The sequence below is a fragment of the Clostridium intestinale DSM 6191 genome (assembly GCF_900130055.1).
GTDB lineage: Bacteria > Bacillota > Clostridia > Clostridiales > Clostridiaceae > Clostridium_T > Clostridium_T intestinale.
The window spans coordinates 396732-414528 of record NZ_FQXU01000003.1; the positions used below are offsets into that span (position 1 = coordinate 396732).

Annotated in this window: 20 protein-coding genes; 4 read left to right on the forward strand and 16 right to left on the reverse strand. The window is 28.3% G+C overall.

Annotated elements, in window-relative coordinates:
- Positions 1–36 precede the first annotated feature (36 nt).
- Together BUA92_RS02175 and BUA92_RS02180 are read right to left on the reverse strand one after the other, a co-directional pair.
- Complete coding sequence (locus BUA92_RS02175; protein ID WP_073016260.1) at positions 37–360, reverse strand: PTS sugar transporter subunit IIA; 324 nt, start codon at positions 358–360, stop codon at positions 37–39.
- Positions 361–646: 286 nt separating this feature from the next.
- On the reverse strand, positions 647–1546 hold the full coding sequence (locus tag BUA92_RS02180; RefSeq protein ID WP_073016263.1) for a DMT family transporter: 900 nt from the start codon (positions 1544–1546) through the stop codon (positions 647–649).
- Positions 1547–1809: 263 nt separating this feature from the next.
- Here BUA92_RS02180 and BUA92_RS02185 point away from each other — a divergent pair, with 263 nt between their 5' ends.
- Together BUA92_RS02185 and BUA92_RS02190 are read left to right on the forward strand one after the other, a co-directional pair.
- Positions 1810–2685, forward strand: a complete 876-nt coding sequence (locus BUA92_RS02185) for a radical SAM/SPASM domain-containing protein (protein ID WP_073016265.1) — start codon at positions 1810–1812, stop codon at positions 2683–2685.
- An 8-nt stretch (positions 2686–2693) separates the two neighbouring features.
- Positions 2694–3749: a UvrB/UvrC motif-containing protein gene (locus BUA92_RS02190; protein WP_073016268.1), complete on the forward strand. Its 1056-nt coding sequence runs from the start codon at positions 2694–2696 to the stop codon at positions 3747–3749.
- Positions 3750–3794: 45 nt separating this feature from the next.
- Here the strand turns inward: BUA92_RS02190 and BUA92_RS02195 are convergent, their stop codons facing one another.
- A complete protein-coding gene (locus BUA92_RS02195) occupies positions 3795–4658 on the reverse strand; it encodes a GNAT family N-acetyltransferase (protein ID WP_073016271.1) in 864 nt (287 codons plus the stop codon).
- Between the two features lie 105 nt (positions 4659–4763).
- On the opposite strand from BUA92_RS02195, the gene BUA92_RS02200 reads away from it, so the two are divergent.
- Positions 4764–5180, forward strand: coding sequence for a hypothetical protein (locus tag BUA92_RS02200; RefSeq protein ID WP_073016273.1), 417 nt, complete (start codon positions 4764–4766; stop codon positions 5178–5180).
- A gap of 35 nt (positions 5181–5215) precedes the next feature.
- On the opposite strand, the gene BUA92_RS02205 is transcribed toward BUA92_RS02200, so the two are convergent.
- The 3 genes from BUA92_RS02205 to BUA92_RS02215 all read right to left on the reverse strand — a co-directional run bounded on the left by BUA92_RS02205 (position 5216) and on the right by BUA92_RS02215 (position 8871).
- Positions 5216–6085, reverse strand: a complete 870-nt coding sequence (locus BUA92_RS02205) for a CPBP family intramembrane glutamic endopeptidase (protein ID WP_073016276.1) — start codon at positions 6083–6085, stop codon at positions 5216–5218.
- A 468-nt stretch (positions 6086–6553) separates the two neighbouring features.
- Positions 6554–7276, reverse strand: coding sequence for an EcsC family protein (locus tag BUA92_RS02210; protein ID WP_073016278.1), 723 nt, complete (start codon positions 7274–7276; stop codon positions 6554–6556).
- 155 nt (positions 7277–7431) lie between these two features.
- Positions 7432–8871 carry an aminotransferase class I/II-fold pyridoxal phosphate-dependent enzyme gene (locus BUA92_RS02215; protein ID WP_073016280.1) on the reverse strand — a complete coding sequence of 480 codons (1440 nt, stop codon included), beginning with the start codon at positions 8869–8871 and terminating at the stop codon, positions 7432–7434.
- Positions 8872–9332: 461 nt separating this feature from the next.
- Between BUA92_RS02215 and BUA92_RS02220 the strand changes: the two genes are divergently transcribed.
- Positions 9333–9581, forward strand: coding sequence for a CPF_0552 family protein (locus BUA92_RS02220; RefSeq protein ID WP_073016282.1), 249 nt, complete (start codon positions 9333–9335; stop codon positions 9579–9581).
- 28 nt (positions 9582–9609) lie between these two features.
- Here BUA92_RS02220 and BUA92_RS02225 read toward each other — a convergent pair whose 3' ends face one another.
- From BUA92_RS02225 to BUA92_RS02260, 10 genes are all read right to left on the reverse strand, one after another.
- Positions 9610–10749 (reverse strand): hypothetical protein, encoded by a 1140-nt coding sequence (locus tag BUA92_RS02225; RefSeq protein ID WP_073016284.1) that lies wholly within the window; start codon positions 10747–10749, stop codon positions 9610–9612.
- 112 nt (positions 10750–10861) lie between these two features.
- A complete protein-coding gene (locus BUA92_RS02230; RefSeq protein ID WP_073016286.1) occupies positions 10862–11386 on the reverse strand; it encodes a GNAT family N-acetyltransferase in 525 nt (174 codons plus the stop codon).
- A gap of 11 nt (positions 11387–11397) precedes the next feature.
- Positions 11398–11946: a DUF1697 domain-containing protein gene (locus BUA92_RS02235; protein WP_341410952.1), complete on the reverse strand. Its 549-nt coding sequence runs from the start codon at positions 11944–11946 to the stop codon at positions 11398–11400.
- A 152-nt stretch (positions 11947–12098) separates the two neighbouring features.
- Positions 12099–12839: an amino acid ABC transporter ATP-binding protein gene (locus BUA92_RS02240; protein WP_073016292.1), complete on the reverse strand. Its 741-nt coding sequence runs from the start codon at positions 12837–12839 to the stop codon at positions 12099–12101.
- A complete protein-coding gene (locus BUA92_RS22755; RefSeq protein WP_083553369.1) occupies positions 12820–13485 on the reverse strand; it encodes an amino acid ABC transporter permease in 666 nt (221 codons plus the stop codon). The genes BUA92_RS02240 and BUA92_RS22755 overlap by 20 nt, the downstream gene beginning before the upstream one ends.
- 78 nt (positions 13486–13563) lie before the next feature.
- Positions 13564–14340 (reverse strand): transporter substrate-binding domain-containing protein, encoded by a 777-nt coding sequence (locus BUA92_RS22760; RefSeq protein ID WP_083553370.1) that lies wholly within the window; start codon positions 14338–14340, stop codon positions 13564–13566.
- Positions 14341–14422: 82 nt separating this feature from the next.
- On the reverse strand, positions 14423–15412 hold the full coding sequence (locus tag BUA92_RS02250; protein ID WP_073016294.1) for an asparaginase: 990 nt from the start codon (positions 15410–15412) through the stop codon (positions 14423–14425).
- Positions 15413–15421: 9 nt separating this feature from the next.
- Positions 15422–16069, reverse strand: a complete 648-nt coding sequence (locus BUA92_RS02255) for a GntR family transcriptional regulator (protein ID WP_073016297.1) — start codon at positions 16067–16069, stop codon at positions 15422–15424.
- A gap of 674 nt (positions 16070–16743) precedes the next feature.
- Positions 16744–16908 carry a hypothetical protein gene (locus tag BUA92_RS23145; RefSeq protein WP_175550833.1) on the reverse strand — a complete coding sequence of 55 codons (165 nt, stop codon included), beginning with the start codon at positions 16906–16908 and terminating at the stop codon, positions 16744–16746.
- On the reverse strand, positions 16901–17626 hold the full coding sequence (locus tag BUA92_RS02260; protein ID WP_073016299.1) for a CTP synthase C-terminal region-related (seleno)protein: 726 nt from the start codon (positions 17624–17626) through the stop codon (positions 16901–16903). Before BUA92_RS02260 ends, BUA92_RS23145 begins: the two co-directional genes overlap by 8 nt.
- Between the last annotated feature and the right edge of the window lie 171 nt (positions 17627–17797).

Consider the following 17797-nt stretch of genomic DNA (forward strand, 5'->3'; position numbering starts at 1 on the left):
CTCCTTAATAAATTAATTTCATATTAACCCAAATTATTATTTATCTAGTAATTCATTAACTATCTTTCTTAATTCAATTATTTGCTCGATCATATTTTTTTCTGATATAGTTGTCATTAAATGGTCTTGTGCATGAACAAATAATACTGAAACTTCGGTTTTAATACCTGCGGCTTCTTTTTGTAATAAACTTGTCTGAGAATTGTGAGCTAACTCAAGAACTTCATTTGCCTTATTTATTAATTCATCTGCTTCGTCATATTTTCGATCATTTGCTGCGGTAAGGGCTTCATAGGAATAAGCTTTAGCATCACCAGAATTTATTATGATGTCCATTATAATTTTCTCTAACTCCTCCATATTAAACCTCCTAATTAAATATTTGACACCTATGCAATTAATTACAGCAATTTCTATGCCAAAACACTAAAGTGTAGAAGATAATGGGGTTATTGAAAAAGAAATTTACAAGTGTTTAAAGATTGTTTTGAAAAATAAGACAGTGTTTAAAGAATTTTAAATAGTGTTTTGATGTTTTAGTTAAAAATATGATAATGTTTACAAGTGTTTAATTTTATACTGAATCTGTTTACATGAAAAAAGTCTAAATTTCTTTATAAAATGAAATTTAGACTTTAAAGATTTATTATTTATAATAGTTTGTCCCCCATACTCCCATTAGAATCATGGCTGAACCTATTGTATGATATAAGTGAAAGTTTTCTTTTAAGAAAATAACTCCAGCTAATATTGAGACTATTGTGGAGATGTTGGCAAATATAGCTGATTTTGAGGCTTCCATTTTAGACAATGTAAAATTAGCAAGAAAATATGCAACTATAGATGATAATATTCCTAAATACAAAATTGATAAAACAAAGCTTGAACTTTTTAAAGGCTCAAAGTAATTGGATAATGATGCATTTAAGATATGATTACTTACAGAAACTATATTAAAAAAGATTGCCCCTAAAAACATCATAAAGTAAGTAACTTCTATAGCTGTAAAATGTTTAGATATCTTTCTAGCTATTATATTAAAAAATGCAGCTGAAAACACTGCAACACTCAAAAATAATACTCCTAAAATAGAATTTCCAGAGTTTTTTGATCCATCCATAAGTATGATTAACACTACCCCAGATACAGATAAAATAATACTTAAGACTTGCTTTCGTGATGGCTTTTCATTTAGAAAGTATATAGCAAGAATTGTTACTACTATAGGAATAAGGGCTATCATAAGTCCACCTAAGGAGCTTGAAGTCCTTTGAAGTCCATAGGTTTCAAAAATGAAATAAATTATTGGCTCTATAATAGCTAAAACTATTAACCATTTCATAGGTTTATTTTTATAATTTACTTTAATTACTTTAAATGCTATAAGTAAGCTCATAATTATAAAAGCTAATAAAAATCTAAAAGCGACTAGGGTTATAGGGTTTGATACCATTAAAGCTTTTTTGGTAAATAAAAAGCTTAGCCCAAAGATAATATTAGTAATTAATGCAGTGAAATACGGAATAATTTTTTTGTCTATTTTCATATTTTAGTATCCTTTCTTAAAGCTGAATTTAACTACAAAGAGTAAGTATACTATAAATTCATTTATTACTCAATATTATATCTCCATACATGCATATCACTGTAATACCATAATTATGGTATTACAGTGATATGCAGATATTCAAGTATGTAGGTATGAAGTGCTTTTTTGCTTGAATTTTTATAACGAGTGAAAGAATCCGCTTTCCTTTAGTTAAAAAAAGTGATATTCTCATTTATATATGTGTTAGTGAGGTATAACAAATGAGAAAATTTAAGAAGATCTATATTGAAATAACCAATGTGTGCAATCTTTCTTGTAGTTTTTGTCCTGAAACTCTAAGGAAACCAGAGTTTATAAAGATTGATGCTTTTTCTAAAATACTAGATGATATAAAACCTTATGGTGAATATATATATTTTCATATAAAAGGGGAACCACTACTCCATCCAGAATTAGAAACTTTATTAGATATTTCTTTTAAAAAAGGATTCAAGGTTAATTTAACAACAAATGGAACCCTTATAACTAAAGTAAAAGATGTATTACTAAATGCCCCTGCTTTAAGGCAGATTAACATTTCTCTTCATAGTTTTGATGGTAATGAAAGAACTGTAAATAAAGAAGAATATATTAATAACGTTATTGAATTTTCAAAGGAAGCTAGAGAAAAGAAGATTATAACTGGACTTAGACTTTGGAACTTAAATGAAAACAATAATACAAATCTTAATTTAAATAAAAACAAAGAGATTTTAGAAATCATAGAGAGGGAATTTAATCTTCAATATAAAATTGAAGACAAAATAAGCGAATGTAGAGGAATTAAGATATCAGAATATATATATCTAAATCAAGATTATGAATTTAATTGGCCTGCCTTAACGGAGGATGAGGATGATGGTATAGGTTTTTGTCATGGGCTTAGAAACCAAATTGGTATATTAGTAGACGGAACGGTAGTTCCTTGTTGTTTAGATGGAAATGGAATTATAGATTTAGGAAATATAAATAACAGTAGTTTTTCAGAAATAATAGAAAGCTCTAGAGCTAAGGATATTTCTGAAGGATTTTCAAATAGAAGAGCTGTTGAGGAGCTTTGCAGAAAGTGTGGGTATAGAAAGCGATTTGGGAGGTAATTTTATAAATGGATATTAAAGAAAAAGTAAAAGGACTCCCCTCTTCTCCAGGTGTATATTTAATGAAGGATTCTCTGAATAATATCATATATGTAGGAAAGTCTAAAAATCTTAAAAATAGAGTTGGTTCATATTTTATTAATTCTAAAGCACATTCACCTAAAACTTTAAAATTAGTAAAAAACTTAAAAGATTTTGATTTTGTGGTTACTGATACCGAGTTTGAAGCTTTTATGCTGGAATGTAAATTAATAAAAGATATAAAACCAGCTTATAATAGGCTTATGAAAAGTCCTAAGTCTTATAAGTATGTACATATAAATCTAAACAAAGAATATCCTGATTTTAAAATAGTGGATGAAATAACTTCGGGAGATGGTATGCTTTATTTTGGACCTTACGTAAGCAAAAGTTCTCCTGGAAAGGCTGTTGAAGGAATCAAGGAATTTTATAAAATATTATGCTCTAATGACTTTAAAAGAAAAGGTTCGTGTTTAAACCACTCTCTTGGTCTTTGTGTTGGATTATGCTTAGATGACTCAAAAAAAGATTATTATATGGACGTAATTAATAAGGTTATAAATTTATTAGAAGGTGAAGACTCTTCTATATTAAATGAAATCGAAGAAGCAATGAGGCAGTCATCTGAAAACTTTGATTTTGAGAGAGCTGCTAAATACAGGGATTATTTAACTTTTATAAACTATTTAGTTGTGGGTATTAAAGCGGTTGATTTTACTGAAGAAAATAAAAATATAATTTTAGTAGAATACTTGGATAATGAAAACATAAAGATATTTTTTATAAAGGGAAATAAAGTTATATTCAAGGAAAAAGACTCGCTTATTAAACTAACGACCTTAGCTCAAAATATAATAAAGCATTATAAAAAGTTTAATCTTAATGATGGGACTTTTGTAGGTAAAAACGAGGTAGATGAGGCGCAAATAATCTATAACTACATAAATAGTAAATCAGATAATCTAAAGTTTATAGTAATTCCAGATGAATTTATATCCGATGCAAAGTACATAAATAGAGAGATTAAAAAATTGTTTGAATAAACTAAGGTGTAAGAAATACTTTATGTAATATTTCTTACACCTTTATTATTTGATTTTAATCCAATAACTCAATATAGAATCTTCTTTAAAACCTCTCTTTTTATACATAGTATAAGCTTTAGAATTTTCCTCAATGACTATTAGAAAGATTTTATCTACGTTTTGATTATTTAGGAAGTTTATGGCAGTTTCTAAAAGGTATTTACCATAACCAACTCCTCTGTATTTCTTGCAAAGCCCAATATCAAATGAACCCTCTTTATTCTCTATAGAACAATTCATAAACCCAATAATCATATCATTTATGCTGACCATAAAGTAATAGTTACAATCATCTGATTTTTTTATATACTCTTCTACTCCACTGATATCCGAATAAGTACCATGAGGCATATCACTAAAAGAATCGTTAAAAACCTCTAAATATTTTTCTTTGTTATCATGTGTGAGTGGAATTAAATCTAAAATGGGTGCTTTTAAAGATGCATCATCTAAATTCATTTTAAGAGATCTATAGGAATTATTTAAGCCTAACTTTTCTAAAAGCTTTAGTTGAATAACATTTCTTTCTCCTAAAAGTATACTTTCAGCATTATATTTATTTGCTATTAATACAGCTTTTTCTATAAGTTTCTCAACAATTTTAATATTATCTTCAGAAACATCTAGTAAATCTAAAAAATGTATATATACAGTTTTTAGTTTTTCAACCACTTCAAGGACTATATTTATTTTACCAACTACTTTTCCATTATTAAAATAAAAAAGAACACCTCTTCCATAATCATAAACTTTTGAACCAAACATGGTATTAAACTTGTCCCAAGTCATGCTGTTATCATTTCTAGTTACAAAATCAAAAGCAAGTTTTTTCTCATATTCATTTAAGTTAATATATTCTTTAATCATTTTAAGTATCTCCTTAACTATGTATAAATCTATATCAATATTTTACTATTATATACTATTGTACTATAATAGTGTTGTATGATTTAAATTTTTAGGGGGGATTATATGAGTAAAAAAAGAGTGATTTTATACATTATTGCTATATCTAATTTAATAGGCGGAATTATAGGATCACTTTTCATGTATCAGTCAATAAAGAATAACTCAGTAGTCAATTGGACAGATATATCCATTAATACCAACGTTAAAGTTATAATTTTTATTATTTCAATACTATTTTGCTTATCGCCTATTCTTATTTTTACTGGAAAAAGAAAAGCTTTACTTATATTCTATATAATAAATATTTCAAATATTCTATTTGAAATCATTACGTTTATAAGAGCTAAATATTTTATAGAAGACGTAGAGATTTCTAATAGTTCTGGTATTCCAATAATCAAAATCCTAATATTTGTGTACTTAATTAAAAATGAGTTAGATGAACATAATTTAATGGCTAATAATAATATTACCTCTTAAAGATAAAAGGATGCTTTTATGTGCATCCTTTTATTTTATACATATTTTATGGTTTTCTTTCTTCTGTAATAAAGATATAAAATAGCAAGATTTACAATTAAAATAAAGGTAACAGCAGCCCCTCCCTCTGGACCAAATGCCCCACCATTTATTAGATTATTCTGAGCTACTGTAGTTTCATATAATCCGTTTGTAGGGTTTCCGCTAACTTGAAATCCAAAGACATACCCTTGAAAATAGTTCCAAGTTATATGATAACCTATAGGCATCCATATACTTGAAGATTTAATAAACATATATGCAAAAACTATTCCTACTAAAAAGATGTTAAATAAACCTAAAGGATTAGCATTAAGATTACTAGCATGCATCAGAGAAAAAATTAATGAAGATACTAAAACTATAAGGAAACTGTTATTTGTTTGTTTTAATACTGACATCAAATATCCTCTAAAAAACATTTCTTCCCCAAAACCAACTAATATAAATAGTACTATACCTAAAAGTATTTCGTAAGAAAAATTAGGTTTAAGAAAAGAAGTAACCAAGGTTGCATTATTAGTAGCTATTAGTATAAAAAATACTATGGTTATAGACAGAGCACCTAAAAATAATCCAAATAATAAATCAAAACCATCTCTTTTTATTGAAGTTAACCCCATATTTCTAAAAGGTTCTTTCTGAACAAGTTTCCAAGAAATCAAAGAAACCAAAATAAAAGATATTGTGCTAACTCCCATGTTTAACAGTGAATAAATAGGATTATTACGGCTAATAGAGAATATACCACCGAAAACTCCTATTATTATTGATAAAATAAATATTGTTATGAATAAAATTAAAAATGAAATAGCGATCTTCCAGCCACTTCGAAGCTGATTATACTGATTTTTAAAAATTAACATTATTATAAGCCCCCCAAACTTTTAAGCTTTACAAAGATTGAATAATTAATCTTTGTAAAGACTATATAATTTATGATGTGTATATAATATTCTTCCTCAGGGATAATATTCCTCTTTTATTTTTAGAATTTAGTTCAAAAACAATTAACGCTTGCATATAAATTTTCATATAATACTTGGGAAGTCTCTTTTGTACAAATATGAAAAGCCATTGAGTTTTCTTCTGATTTAAACTTAATATATATTTCAAAAGAGACTTCTCATATTTAAATTTAGCAGTTAATGAATATATTAATTATATTTTGTCTATAATTTAAATAACATTCTCAATATGGATGTTATTTTACAAAGAAAGGTACTATATCCTTACTTTTCTTTAAATTCGGCATATAACATAACTACCTCCTCTTATTTGCAAAAAAAAAGAAAGCTTTCTCATGATTTTGAGAAGGCTTTATTTTATAGAAATTATAAATTTGGAAATAATCTCATTCTGTATGAATTCATTGAGGTTGTTCCAAGTTTATCTAAAAGCTTTGCGTTAGCATAAGCTCCAACAAATGCACCAATAACAGGAACTAGTTGGAGTAATTTTGCTAAATCTATATAGTCTCTATATTCTTGTTGAAAGTCGCGCCAATTAAACTCATTTATGTCCCTAGGAAGTTTACTAGAAGTCTCTTCCCAGTTTTCCATTTCTAAAAATACTTTGTTAGTTTTAGATTGGCTAGAAAATGCTAATTGAAATATATAAAGTATATAAATTCTTTCTTTATAATTTTTTACATCATATCCGTATATAGCAGCTATTTCATATAAAAACTTAATCTTAATACTAAGTAATAGTGGAAAGTCAGCTAAGCCTAGAAAAAATCCTCCTGCACCTGTACTCGCTCCTTCAACGATAGCTGTAGTCTTAAAAAACTCTATTTTTTCTTTTGCAAGTTTATCTCTTTCCTCTAAAGATAAGTTTCTAATAGGATCTTTAGCGATAAATTCTGATCCAACTAAAACAGCTTTAATCATGTTTTTAATTGCAACTGTCATTATTTCATGATATTTTTCAGGCAAAACATCATTAAATTTATTTTGAATACCCTTGGATGCTTTATTAAAAATCGAGGGTTTTTTCATCATTTCAATTTTCCATTTACTTAATTCAGGTATCAACGACCTTTTGTATTCAGACATAAAATCCTCCTTCTTAACTTTTACTATATTATATACCAATTCTTATACTACTACACAATTATTAGATATTTATTAGAATTTTAAAAATAAATATGCATTTTAAAGCCATAGAAAAACACCCTAACTACTTAGGGTGCCTTTCTACTCTAAATTTATTATTCAATTATAGCTATAGTATCATCAACCATGCCTATTATCTCTACGCCTTGATTAAACATGTCCTCAATATAGTCAGCAATTTCTTTGTTTATTTCTTCGCCAATGCTAACTATAGGAATTCCAGGAGGATAAACAATTATAGTATCTCCACTTATTTTGTTAACTGAATCTTTTAGGCTTACATACTTTTTATCACTAAAAAATGCATCCCGTGGATTTAATAAGGTTTTAGGAATACTTAAGCTCTTAAAATCAAAATTTAATTTTGTATCTTTACTATGATTTTCTCTTATATACTTAAGAGCTTTTACAAGTTTATCTAAATCCTGAGTTGTATCATCTAAACTTATAACAGCTAATATATTGTACATATCGCCAAGTTCCATTTGAATCTTGCATTCACTTCTTAGAAGATTAACAACTTCAAATCCACTAAGTCCCGTATCTTTTACACAGATACAGAGTTTACTTAAGTCTATTGATCCCATATTGTGTTTAGTTATTTCTTGTTCATCTAAAACATGATAACCATCTAAAGCATTTATTTTCTTTCTACCTTCAACACATATTTCCACTACTTTATCTAATTTAGCTTCTCCAGTAAGGGCTAAATTTTTTCTAGCAACATCTAAGCTTGCCATCAATAAATATGAACCGCTAGTAGTTTGTAATAAGTTAAGGGTAGCTTTTACCTTTTTAGGATCAACTTTAGTAGAATTTATTAACAAAGCCGAACTTTGGGTTAATGAGCCACCAGTTTTATGAAGACTTACACAAGACATATCGGCTCCCATCCTCATTGCAGGAGCAGGATACTTGTCATTAAAATAGAAATGACTTCCATGTGCTTCATCAGCTAAAACTAGCATATTATGCTTATGAGCTTCATAAACTATAGGTTCAAGGTTTGTAGTTACACCATAATAAGTTGGGTTAATTACTAAAACTGCTTTAGCATCGGGATTATCCCTTATTACATTAATCATCTTATCTTCAGTAACGTTCATGAAAATTCCGTATTCAGTGCTTATTTCAGGTTCTATAAAAACTGGAATTATTCCACAAAGTATTAATGCATTTAATACACTTTTATGAACATTTCTTGGTATTATTAGTTTTTCTCCAGGTCTACAAACGCTCATAATCATGGATTGAATACCTATTGTGGTACCATTAACTAAAAACAAGGCTTCATCTACGCCAAAAGCATTTGCCATTAGTTTTTGAGCATCTTTAATAACTCCAGTGGGTTTTATCAAATTATCTAAATTTATCTTGGAGTTCACATCATACTTAAATATCTCTTCACCAAGACAATCTTTTAATTCATTATCATTCCCTCTATTTTTGTGTCCAGGTACATCAAAGGGAGTTACATCATCTTTTATATACTCTTTTAGTGCATTCAAAATCGGAACGCTTTCTTGCTCTAACATTTATCAGTCCCCCTAAATTTAATTAGTCTAGTATATTCAATTGTATATTTAATTGAAACTAGAAATTTTAATAATATTATGTATAAATTAAAATAAAAAATTACGACAACATTTATTTAACAGCAAAACTTTTGAAAAGTAAAGCATAATATATTATTTTGTCGTATTGTTCACAAATAATTTTTAATATATAAGTTATTTTGAAAAAAATGTAGTTTTTGAAAGACTTTTTTATCGTTTTAATCTAGGTTTTAAGAAAAAATTACTATTAAAAAAATATACGCAAACCCATGTCTTTAGCGGTCTTACGCATATTTATAAATAAAAATAAATATTTATACATAACTATATTTCTGAACTTAAAATTTTCTATAAAAAATTTAAATAGATTAAAAAAATCAGAATTTTTTTATAGATAATGGTAATGATATCAAGTGAAGTTTTATTTAGGAGGATTATTTATGGAAACAACAATAATGGCGTTAAGCATAGATCCTAGAACTGCTCATGCACCGCAAGTTCAAACTGTATTAACAAAACATGGTTGCGCTATAAAAACGAGACTAGGATTACATGAGGCAAGTGAAGATTCTTGTTCCCAAAAGGGGTTAATTCTTTTACATCTTAGCTCGGATTTACAAGAAGTAAAGGAACTTGAAGATGAGCTTATAGATATAGATGGAGTTAGGGTTAAATATATGACCTTATAATAGAAAGAACCTGATAGCATGTACACTATCAGGTTCTTTCTATTATAGAATTTTTTATCCAATTCATAAGCATTAACTCCATCTCCGCTTCTCCTTTTACAGGATATTTTAATGCTAATGCTTCTCCTTCTTTAAAATACTTAAGTGCTTTATCTAAATCTTTTTCGTAAAAAGCTTCATAGGCCATTAGGAATCTCTTTTTACTAATAGAAAATTTTGAAGCCTTAATGTATTTCTTTAAGCTATCATTATATAATTTATCTACTACATCTTTATTACAATCACCTGTAAGCTCTAAAAAGATTTTTTCGCAGTTTATTTCGTACCTAATAATTGGTATTAAATCAGTATTTGAATCAAAGGCTTTTAAGCAAAGTTCGGCATTATTAAAATCCATCTTATCTAAATACCAAGAGTGTTCTAAAAGCTTAAGAGAAGCTACTAGGGGGTTACTAAGGTCAACCCCTTCTTTACACTCAATATCTTTAAATGGGACATCCTTCATTCTATATCCTTTAGTTAAAAGAGCATAAGTTTTAAGTTGAGCATAAAAACCATATCTAGCATATTCATCTTTAAGCATCGATAAGATATTATAGCCGTCATTAGCTACTCCACCAACCTTAAGAGGAATAATATTAGTCAAGCCAGCTATAATTCCTGCTATACTTTCTAAAGTAAGTATTAAGTTTAGAGTCGAGACTCTATTTTCAGTAATTATAATTATTAGTATACTAGCTAAAGAGATTAATAAGTTCATTAATCCTCCACCTAGATTATATATTATAAAAGGATATTTTCCGTCTTTAAGCTCAGGTGGCATCATAAGGCATTGACCTGCTGTGCCTGGAATGCTAAACTTTTTTATCTTAAATTTATTATTTTCTTTGATTAAAGTAATAGAAGCAATTCTAAAAGATACAAAAGTATATCCAGTCAAAATGCCAAATATTAAGTGACCAGCTTCGTGAATTATTATATGCACTAGATAGAAGAAAAAAACTGCTCCTATTAGCGCATAGATTTTAAGTATAAACAACAATCCACTTTCACTTTCTATATAGGGTGACAGAGATTTAATAATGAAAACTGCCAAAAATAATCCGATAAGAGCCCCTAAAATAAGGCTTTTTATTGTTTTTGAATACTTTTTTATTTTGTTACTCATATAAACTCCTTTCAATATGATATAAGAATTATTATAACATAACAAAGAGTAAATATTTAGAAATTAAACTTTCTTATTAGCTTCTTATTATATAAATTTTAAGAAGGTGGATTTAATTAACTGTATTTTTTAAGCTATAGGAAGGATGATATAGTCCAGTAGGTTCATAAAATTCATCTCTTATATAATTAAAACCAACTTTGGTTAGAAGGCTTTTTGATGCAAGATTATTAGGATTATGACCTGCAAATAACCCTTTTATATTTAAATCAGTAAAAGAATAATTAATTATTGAGTGTAATGCTTCAAAAGCAAGTCCAAAGCCCCAATACTCAGGCTTTAAATGAATTCCTACTTCGTATATATTGTTTTCTATATCATAAGGTCTCAACCCGCAGCAACCGATATTTTCAAGATTACTAAGGAGGTATATTGGAAAGTATTGAACCTTGTAAGTATTATATGTAGCTATTTCTTTTTGTAGTCTACTCTCTATATCTTTATGTGACATTACTCCAGTTGAAGTAATAAACCTTGTAACTTCTGGGTTACCCCAAAGCTCTATTGCGTCTTTCAAATCTTCAATATTCCATGTTGAAAATCCTATCCTCTCACTTTTCAGAAAAAATTCTTTCATATACTATTCTCCTAACGATTAACTAGATCACTAATCTTATTTATTGTTTTCCAATTACGTGTAGTTAAAGTGTTATCTAATTTACCTAGGTTATTCCCAAGTTTTGAATTTCTTATGCTGTCATGAAATAATAAATACACGTCTCTGCCTATTATTTTATATTTATCCTCACCAGTTTCATAAACACTGAATTTATCAATATTTTCTGCTAAAGGTTTTTGTTTTAGAAATGCTACATACAGTACCTCGCTAGAAGTATTTCCTTGAGCTTCTAATATTTCTTTTTCTGAGAATGGACAATTCTTTATAAGGTTATTAAGTTCTTCTTCACTTCGTAATATTACTGAAACTTTAAAACCCACATCTGTATGTATTTTTTCTTCAATTATATTAATAAGGACACTTTCACTTTTATCTGAAGAAAACAATACATTACCACTTTGAATATAGGTTTTTACATTTTGAAAGCCTATATCTTCAAAAATTGTTTTTAGCTGTGCCATTTTGATTATGTTTTTTCCACCAACATTTATTCCTCTAAGTAGTGCTATATAATTCATCATAAAACTCCTTTACCTAAATTACTTGACCTGACAACCGGTTGACCGGTCAACTGGTCAACCGATCATTATAATATTATAATAACCGATTTTAGCTAAATAAAAAAACTAAAGCATTAATTAAATTAATAACTTTAGTTTTTTTAGCTTTATTATGCAATTGAATTAGCATTAATAACTTTATCTAAAAATTCTTTGCATCTATCACTAGTTGGTGCTGTAAATATTGTATCTGGTTCGCCTTCTTCTAATATATATCCGTGATCCATAAATACTACTCTATCAGCAACATCCCTTGCAAAGCCCATTTCGTGAGTAACTATTACCATAGTCATTCCCTCTTTAGCTAAGTCCTTCATAACTTTAAGAACCTCTCCAACCATTTCAGGATCTAATGCTGATGTTGGTTCATCAAATAACATTATTTTAGGATTCATTTCTAAAGCTCTAGCTATAGCTACTCTTTGTTTTTGTCCACCAGATAAAGTGTCTGGATAAACATCTTTTTTATCCTTTAATCCAACCTTATCTAATAAATCAATAGCTTTTTTTGTTGCTTCTGCTTTGTTCATTTTCTTTAACTCAACTGGAGCTAAAATCATATTTTGTAATACTGTTAGATGAGGGAATAGATTGAAATGTTGAAAAACCATTCCTATGTTTTGTCTAAGTTTATCTATGCTTTTGTTGTTTACTAGTTCTTCTCCTAAGATAGATATACTTCCAGCTTGGATTTCCTCTAATCTATTTAAACATCTTAAAAGAGTACTTTTACCTGAACCAGACGGACCTATTATACATACAACTTCTCCTTCTGTAATTTCAAGTGATATATCTTTTAATACCTCAAGTTTACCATATCTTTTCTTCACATTAGATGCTTTTATGACCACGATGAAGTCTCCTTTCTATATACTTAGATAATAAAGTAAGTAACGTAATTAAAACTAAATACATTAGTGCAACAGCAGCATATGTTTCAAGTGGTTTAAAGTTTCTAGCAACTATTATTTGTCCACTAGCTGTAAGTTCACGTATACTTATTACTGATAAAATAGATGTATCCTTAATTGTTATTATAAATTGATTTATAATAGAAGGAATCATTATTTTAACAGCTTGTGGTAGTATAACCTTTTGCATAGTTTTAAAATAACCAAGTCCTAAGCTTCTAGAAGCCTCCATTTGTCCAACATCGATAGCTTGTATACCTGCTCTAAAAATCTCAGACATATATGCACTAGCATTTAATGTAATTGCAATAATAGCACATACCATTGGGTCTGATCTTTGCGCGATTATTGGTGCTATACCAAAGTATATGAAATAGGCTTGAACCATTAGTGGGGTTCCTCTTATTATGTAGATGTATACTGTTGATATTGCATTTAATATCTTTGATTTACTTATTGTAAAAATTCCTAAAATAATTCCTAATATAAATGCAAGTATCAAAGATATTATAGATATTCTAATTGTAACTAAAATACCTGTAGTTAAGCTTGGCAAACTTTCTTTTAGTATTTCCAAAAGCTGCATATTTTCCTCTCCTTACTAAAATAATAATTAATGATAAAGAATGAATTCAAATCCATTCCCTATCATTATCAAAAATAATTATTTTCCTATATATTGACCAACGATTTTATCATATTCGCCATTTTCTTTTAACTTTTTAAGTCCATCATTGAATTTCTTAAGTAATTCTGCATTTTTACCCTTGTTTACTGCAAAACCATAATCAACTGATGATAATTTATCTCCAGCGATCTTTAATTTAGAAGATCCATCTACTTTTATTTTGTAAGCTATAACTGGGTAGTCTTCTAATAAGAAGTCAGAGTTTCCATTTTCAACATCTAAGAACATTGTTGGAGAATCATCAAAATAGTTAAGTTTTAAACTATATTTTGATTGATTATCTTCTGCAAATTGAGATCCTGCTGTACCTTTTTTAATTGCAGCTGACTTACCATTTAAGTCATTTAGTCCATTTAATGAAGCATTTTTAGCATTTGCAACTATTGATAATCCTGACTCAAAATATCCTTCAGAAAAATCTAAAGCTTTCTTTCTCTCTTCTGTTATGCTCATTCCAGCAATAGCTCCATCTAATTGGTTAGATGTAAGACCTGGGATTATTGCACTAAAGTCCATTGGCTTTAATTCATATTCAAAACATTCTGCTTTAGCTATAGCTTCTAAAAGTTCTACGTCTATACCTTTGTATTTTCCGCTTTCTTCAAAAGAAAATGGTGCGTATTTTGAATCACAAGCAATTATGTATTTTTTACTTGCATCCTCCTTAGAAGCATCTGCTTTTTGACATCCAGCTAATACACCAAAAGCCATAACAGCTGATAGTACTAGCCCTATTATTGATTTCTTTTTCATTTTTATATCCCCTTTCATATCTAAAAAATATAATAAAATAAAATTGATATACATTATTAGTTTGTAATTTATTTAAATTTTATTAAATACTAATTTCACCTGATAAGTTTTTCTGCATGATTTTTTGAATTTCTTCATACTTTTCAGTTTGGCCAAGAGCCCACATAAGCTTTGTGACAGCTGCTTCAGTAGTCATATCTTTTCCAGAAATAAGGCCTGCTTTTTCAGCCCTAACACCAACATTATAAATATTTAAATCAGTTCCATCGTAAAGACATTGACTAACTACAATAACAGGTATTTTATGAACACATGTCATAGTTTGAAATTTTTCTAGTAAGTCTGTGTATTCAGAAGGAATTCCACCAAGTCCAAAAGCTTCTACAACTACTCCTTTGTAAGACTGACTAACTATGTAATCAACTATAGATGGTTTTATACCAGGTATTACTTTTAGCAAAAAAACTTCATCGCATACTTTTGGAGAAAACACTAACTTATCAGAATTTTCATCATTTTGTTCTAAAACAACTTTACCATCTTGGAACTTTCCAAGGTAAGGATAATTGCAGCTTACAAAAGCATCCTCACTAATAGAGTGTATTTTAAATGCTCTAGTTCCCTTTATAATCCTTCCATTAAATACAAGACAAATTCCTTTGAAATCAGAAGTTGCTACTTGAAAGGATTGGAATAGATTAATTACACCATCACTACCCTCAGCATCTATAGGTAATTGTGAACCTGTAAATACAACTGGTTTATTTAAGTTTCTAAGCATATAAGAAACTATAGATGTTGTATATGACATAGTATCAGTACCGTGAGTTATTACAATACCATCAAAATTATCTAAACCGTCATGTATAGCATTAGCTATAACCAACCAATCAGATGAAGACATGTTTGAACTGTCAATATTTAATATAGGTTTTACAGTTATTTCACATAAGGTTTTAACTTGAGGAATCTTCTCTACTAGCCATTCTCCACTTAAGCCTGGCACAAGACCTTTATCGGTTTTTACAGAAGCTATTGTTCCTCCTGTTGTTAATAAAAGTATCTTTTTCATTTTGTCCTCCTAAATAGCGCTTTGACTACTATAAACTCTATTTTCTAAATGTGAAATATGTTTATATATAAGCTCTTCCGCTCTTTTACTGTCTCTATCAATCAAAGCTTTAGCTATACTTATATGTTCTTCAATTTCATCTTTATATATTAAATGTTGACTATCTATAATAAGAATTCTCGAAAGATTCTCCATAATATTTTTAAACATTTCAGTAAATAAAGAATTATGTGTGGCTTTTATTATAGACATATGAAAACTGTCATTTAAGGAATTAAAGTCACTGAAGTTGTCCTTTTTATGTATATCGGGAAAATTCATAGCAAGTTGTAAAATTTTGTTTAATTCTGCTTCAGTTGCAGTTTTAGAAACCAAATGCACTGCTGCTTTTTCAAAAATTAATCTCATTTGAAAACATTCTTTGATATTAGTGTTTGTTACTGGTTTCACTAAATACCCTTTTCTAGGTAATGAAGTAAGATAACCTTCTATTTCTAATGCTCCAAGTGCATCTCTAACTGGTGTTTTACTAACATTATATTTGTTTGCAAGTTCAGCAAGAGTTAAAAAGTCTCCATCCTTTATTTTTAATCCTAATATATCGGACTTAATTTTGTCATAAATATCTTTTGCAAATGATTTATCAACTTGTACCAAAAATTTCCCTCCTTTTCACTGAAATCCCACTGATATATCAGCAAATGTAAATAAAAAAATCGTCAAGGCGATTATGAGCCGTCGATTTTTTTTGCGCATCTGCCTTTCCAAACGCATGTGAGGAAAACTGGCAGGCGTTCAATTTTCTTGTTTTTTTATTCTTTAGAAGTTTGAATCAAAATACAGAAGTTTAATAAAACACACAAGATCATTTCTATAGAAATAATGTATATTAATTCCCTAAAGAATAAAAAAAAGCAAAGAAGTCTTACGATGTTTAAAGCTTCATTGCTTTCACTTACTAAAGTATATTTTAAAAATTACTGATTGTCAAGTTTTTATCTTAAAATAATCAATTCGTATACTATACTTCTGTAATTGATGATAATTTAATAATTAAATCTATATTGAGTAAAATAATTGGCAATTCGTTTTTGCAAGAATTTATTTCTTTTTTGCAAGAATTTGAAGCTGTAGCATTCATTTTGCTATTTCTTGATCCTAGATTCCCGCATTATCTATAATATTTTCATTATCCTTAACCTGACATCTTCTAGAAAAAAGAAACTCATTTACAGCATATAGAAATCCAAAGAGTATTGAAAAGTTTAAATCACTTAAATCTAACCAATCTTTTATTGCAACAGAGGTAAATATAACTATAGAAATAAAGATTATATAGAGTTTATTCTTAATCCTTTTAGACCAATACTTTTTTGTATTGGTCTAAAAGGATTAAGAATCATCTTGTTAAGTACACCAAAAATAAAGCTAAATAATAACATAAAGATTGTAGCAATTCCAAGTACTTTAATAAAATCGATAATTTCTCTATTCATTTATATTTGTCTCCTTAAATTTCACAACTGCTTTTAAATATTCTATTATAAGTTTATGAGGATTCTCTGGAGTTGAGCTTAATTGTGGTTGAAACAAAGTAGCTACATAAAATTTCATATTAGGAAGTTCAAGTATTCTTGCCTCTCCCAAAAGGTCTTTTCCAACTATTTCAAACCCATCTTTATGTAAGCGTTTCTCATATTCAGGATTAACTCCAAAATTGCAGTTATATCTTTCTTCAATCTCTTCTTGTTTATAGTAATTATATAAATTTGAGGTTTTATCTATTAAAATTTTACTGGTTTCTCCAAGCAAAGAACATGATAAGGGAGTAATAAATATGCTTTTTTCCTCATCATTTTTTAAATCACCTAAGTCTAGTTTATTAACAAGGTATTCTATAACAGCATGTTGAAAACCGCCACAAGTACCTATAAAGGGATAGTTATTTTCTCTTGCAAATTTTATTCCATTTAGCGCTCCCTTAAGGCTATTGTACGGGCTTCCAGGTGCACAAAATAATCCATTGAATTCAATTAGTTGTTTTTCTACATCATTCTCAAGGCTGTCAGTAGATATCCATTTAATTTCTACATGCACATTTAAGGATTTACCGCAATGAACTAAAGCTTCGCTCGTAGCTATATGTGATATTCTTTCACTATCATAATCACCGATTATTCCTATTTTTATTGAGTTTGTTGTTTTTTTATCCATTATATCGCCCCACCCCCATAAATTTTATATAATAATGATATTAGATTAAGGTTTGTAAAAGAAAGGATTACTTTGAGATTGGTTTATTAATATGAAGTATATTTGATATAAATTATAACATAATTACCATAATATACACAATATGTTATGGGATTTAATAGAAAAAGCATC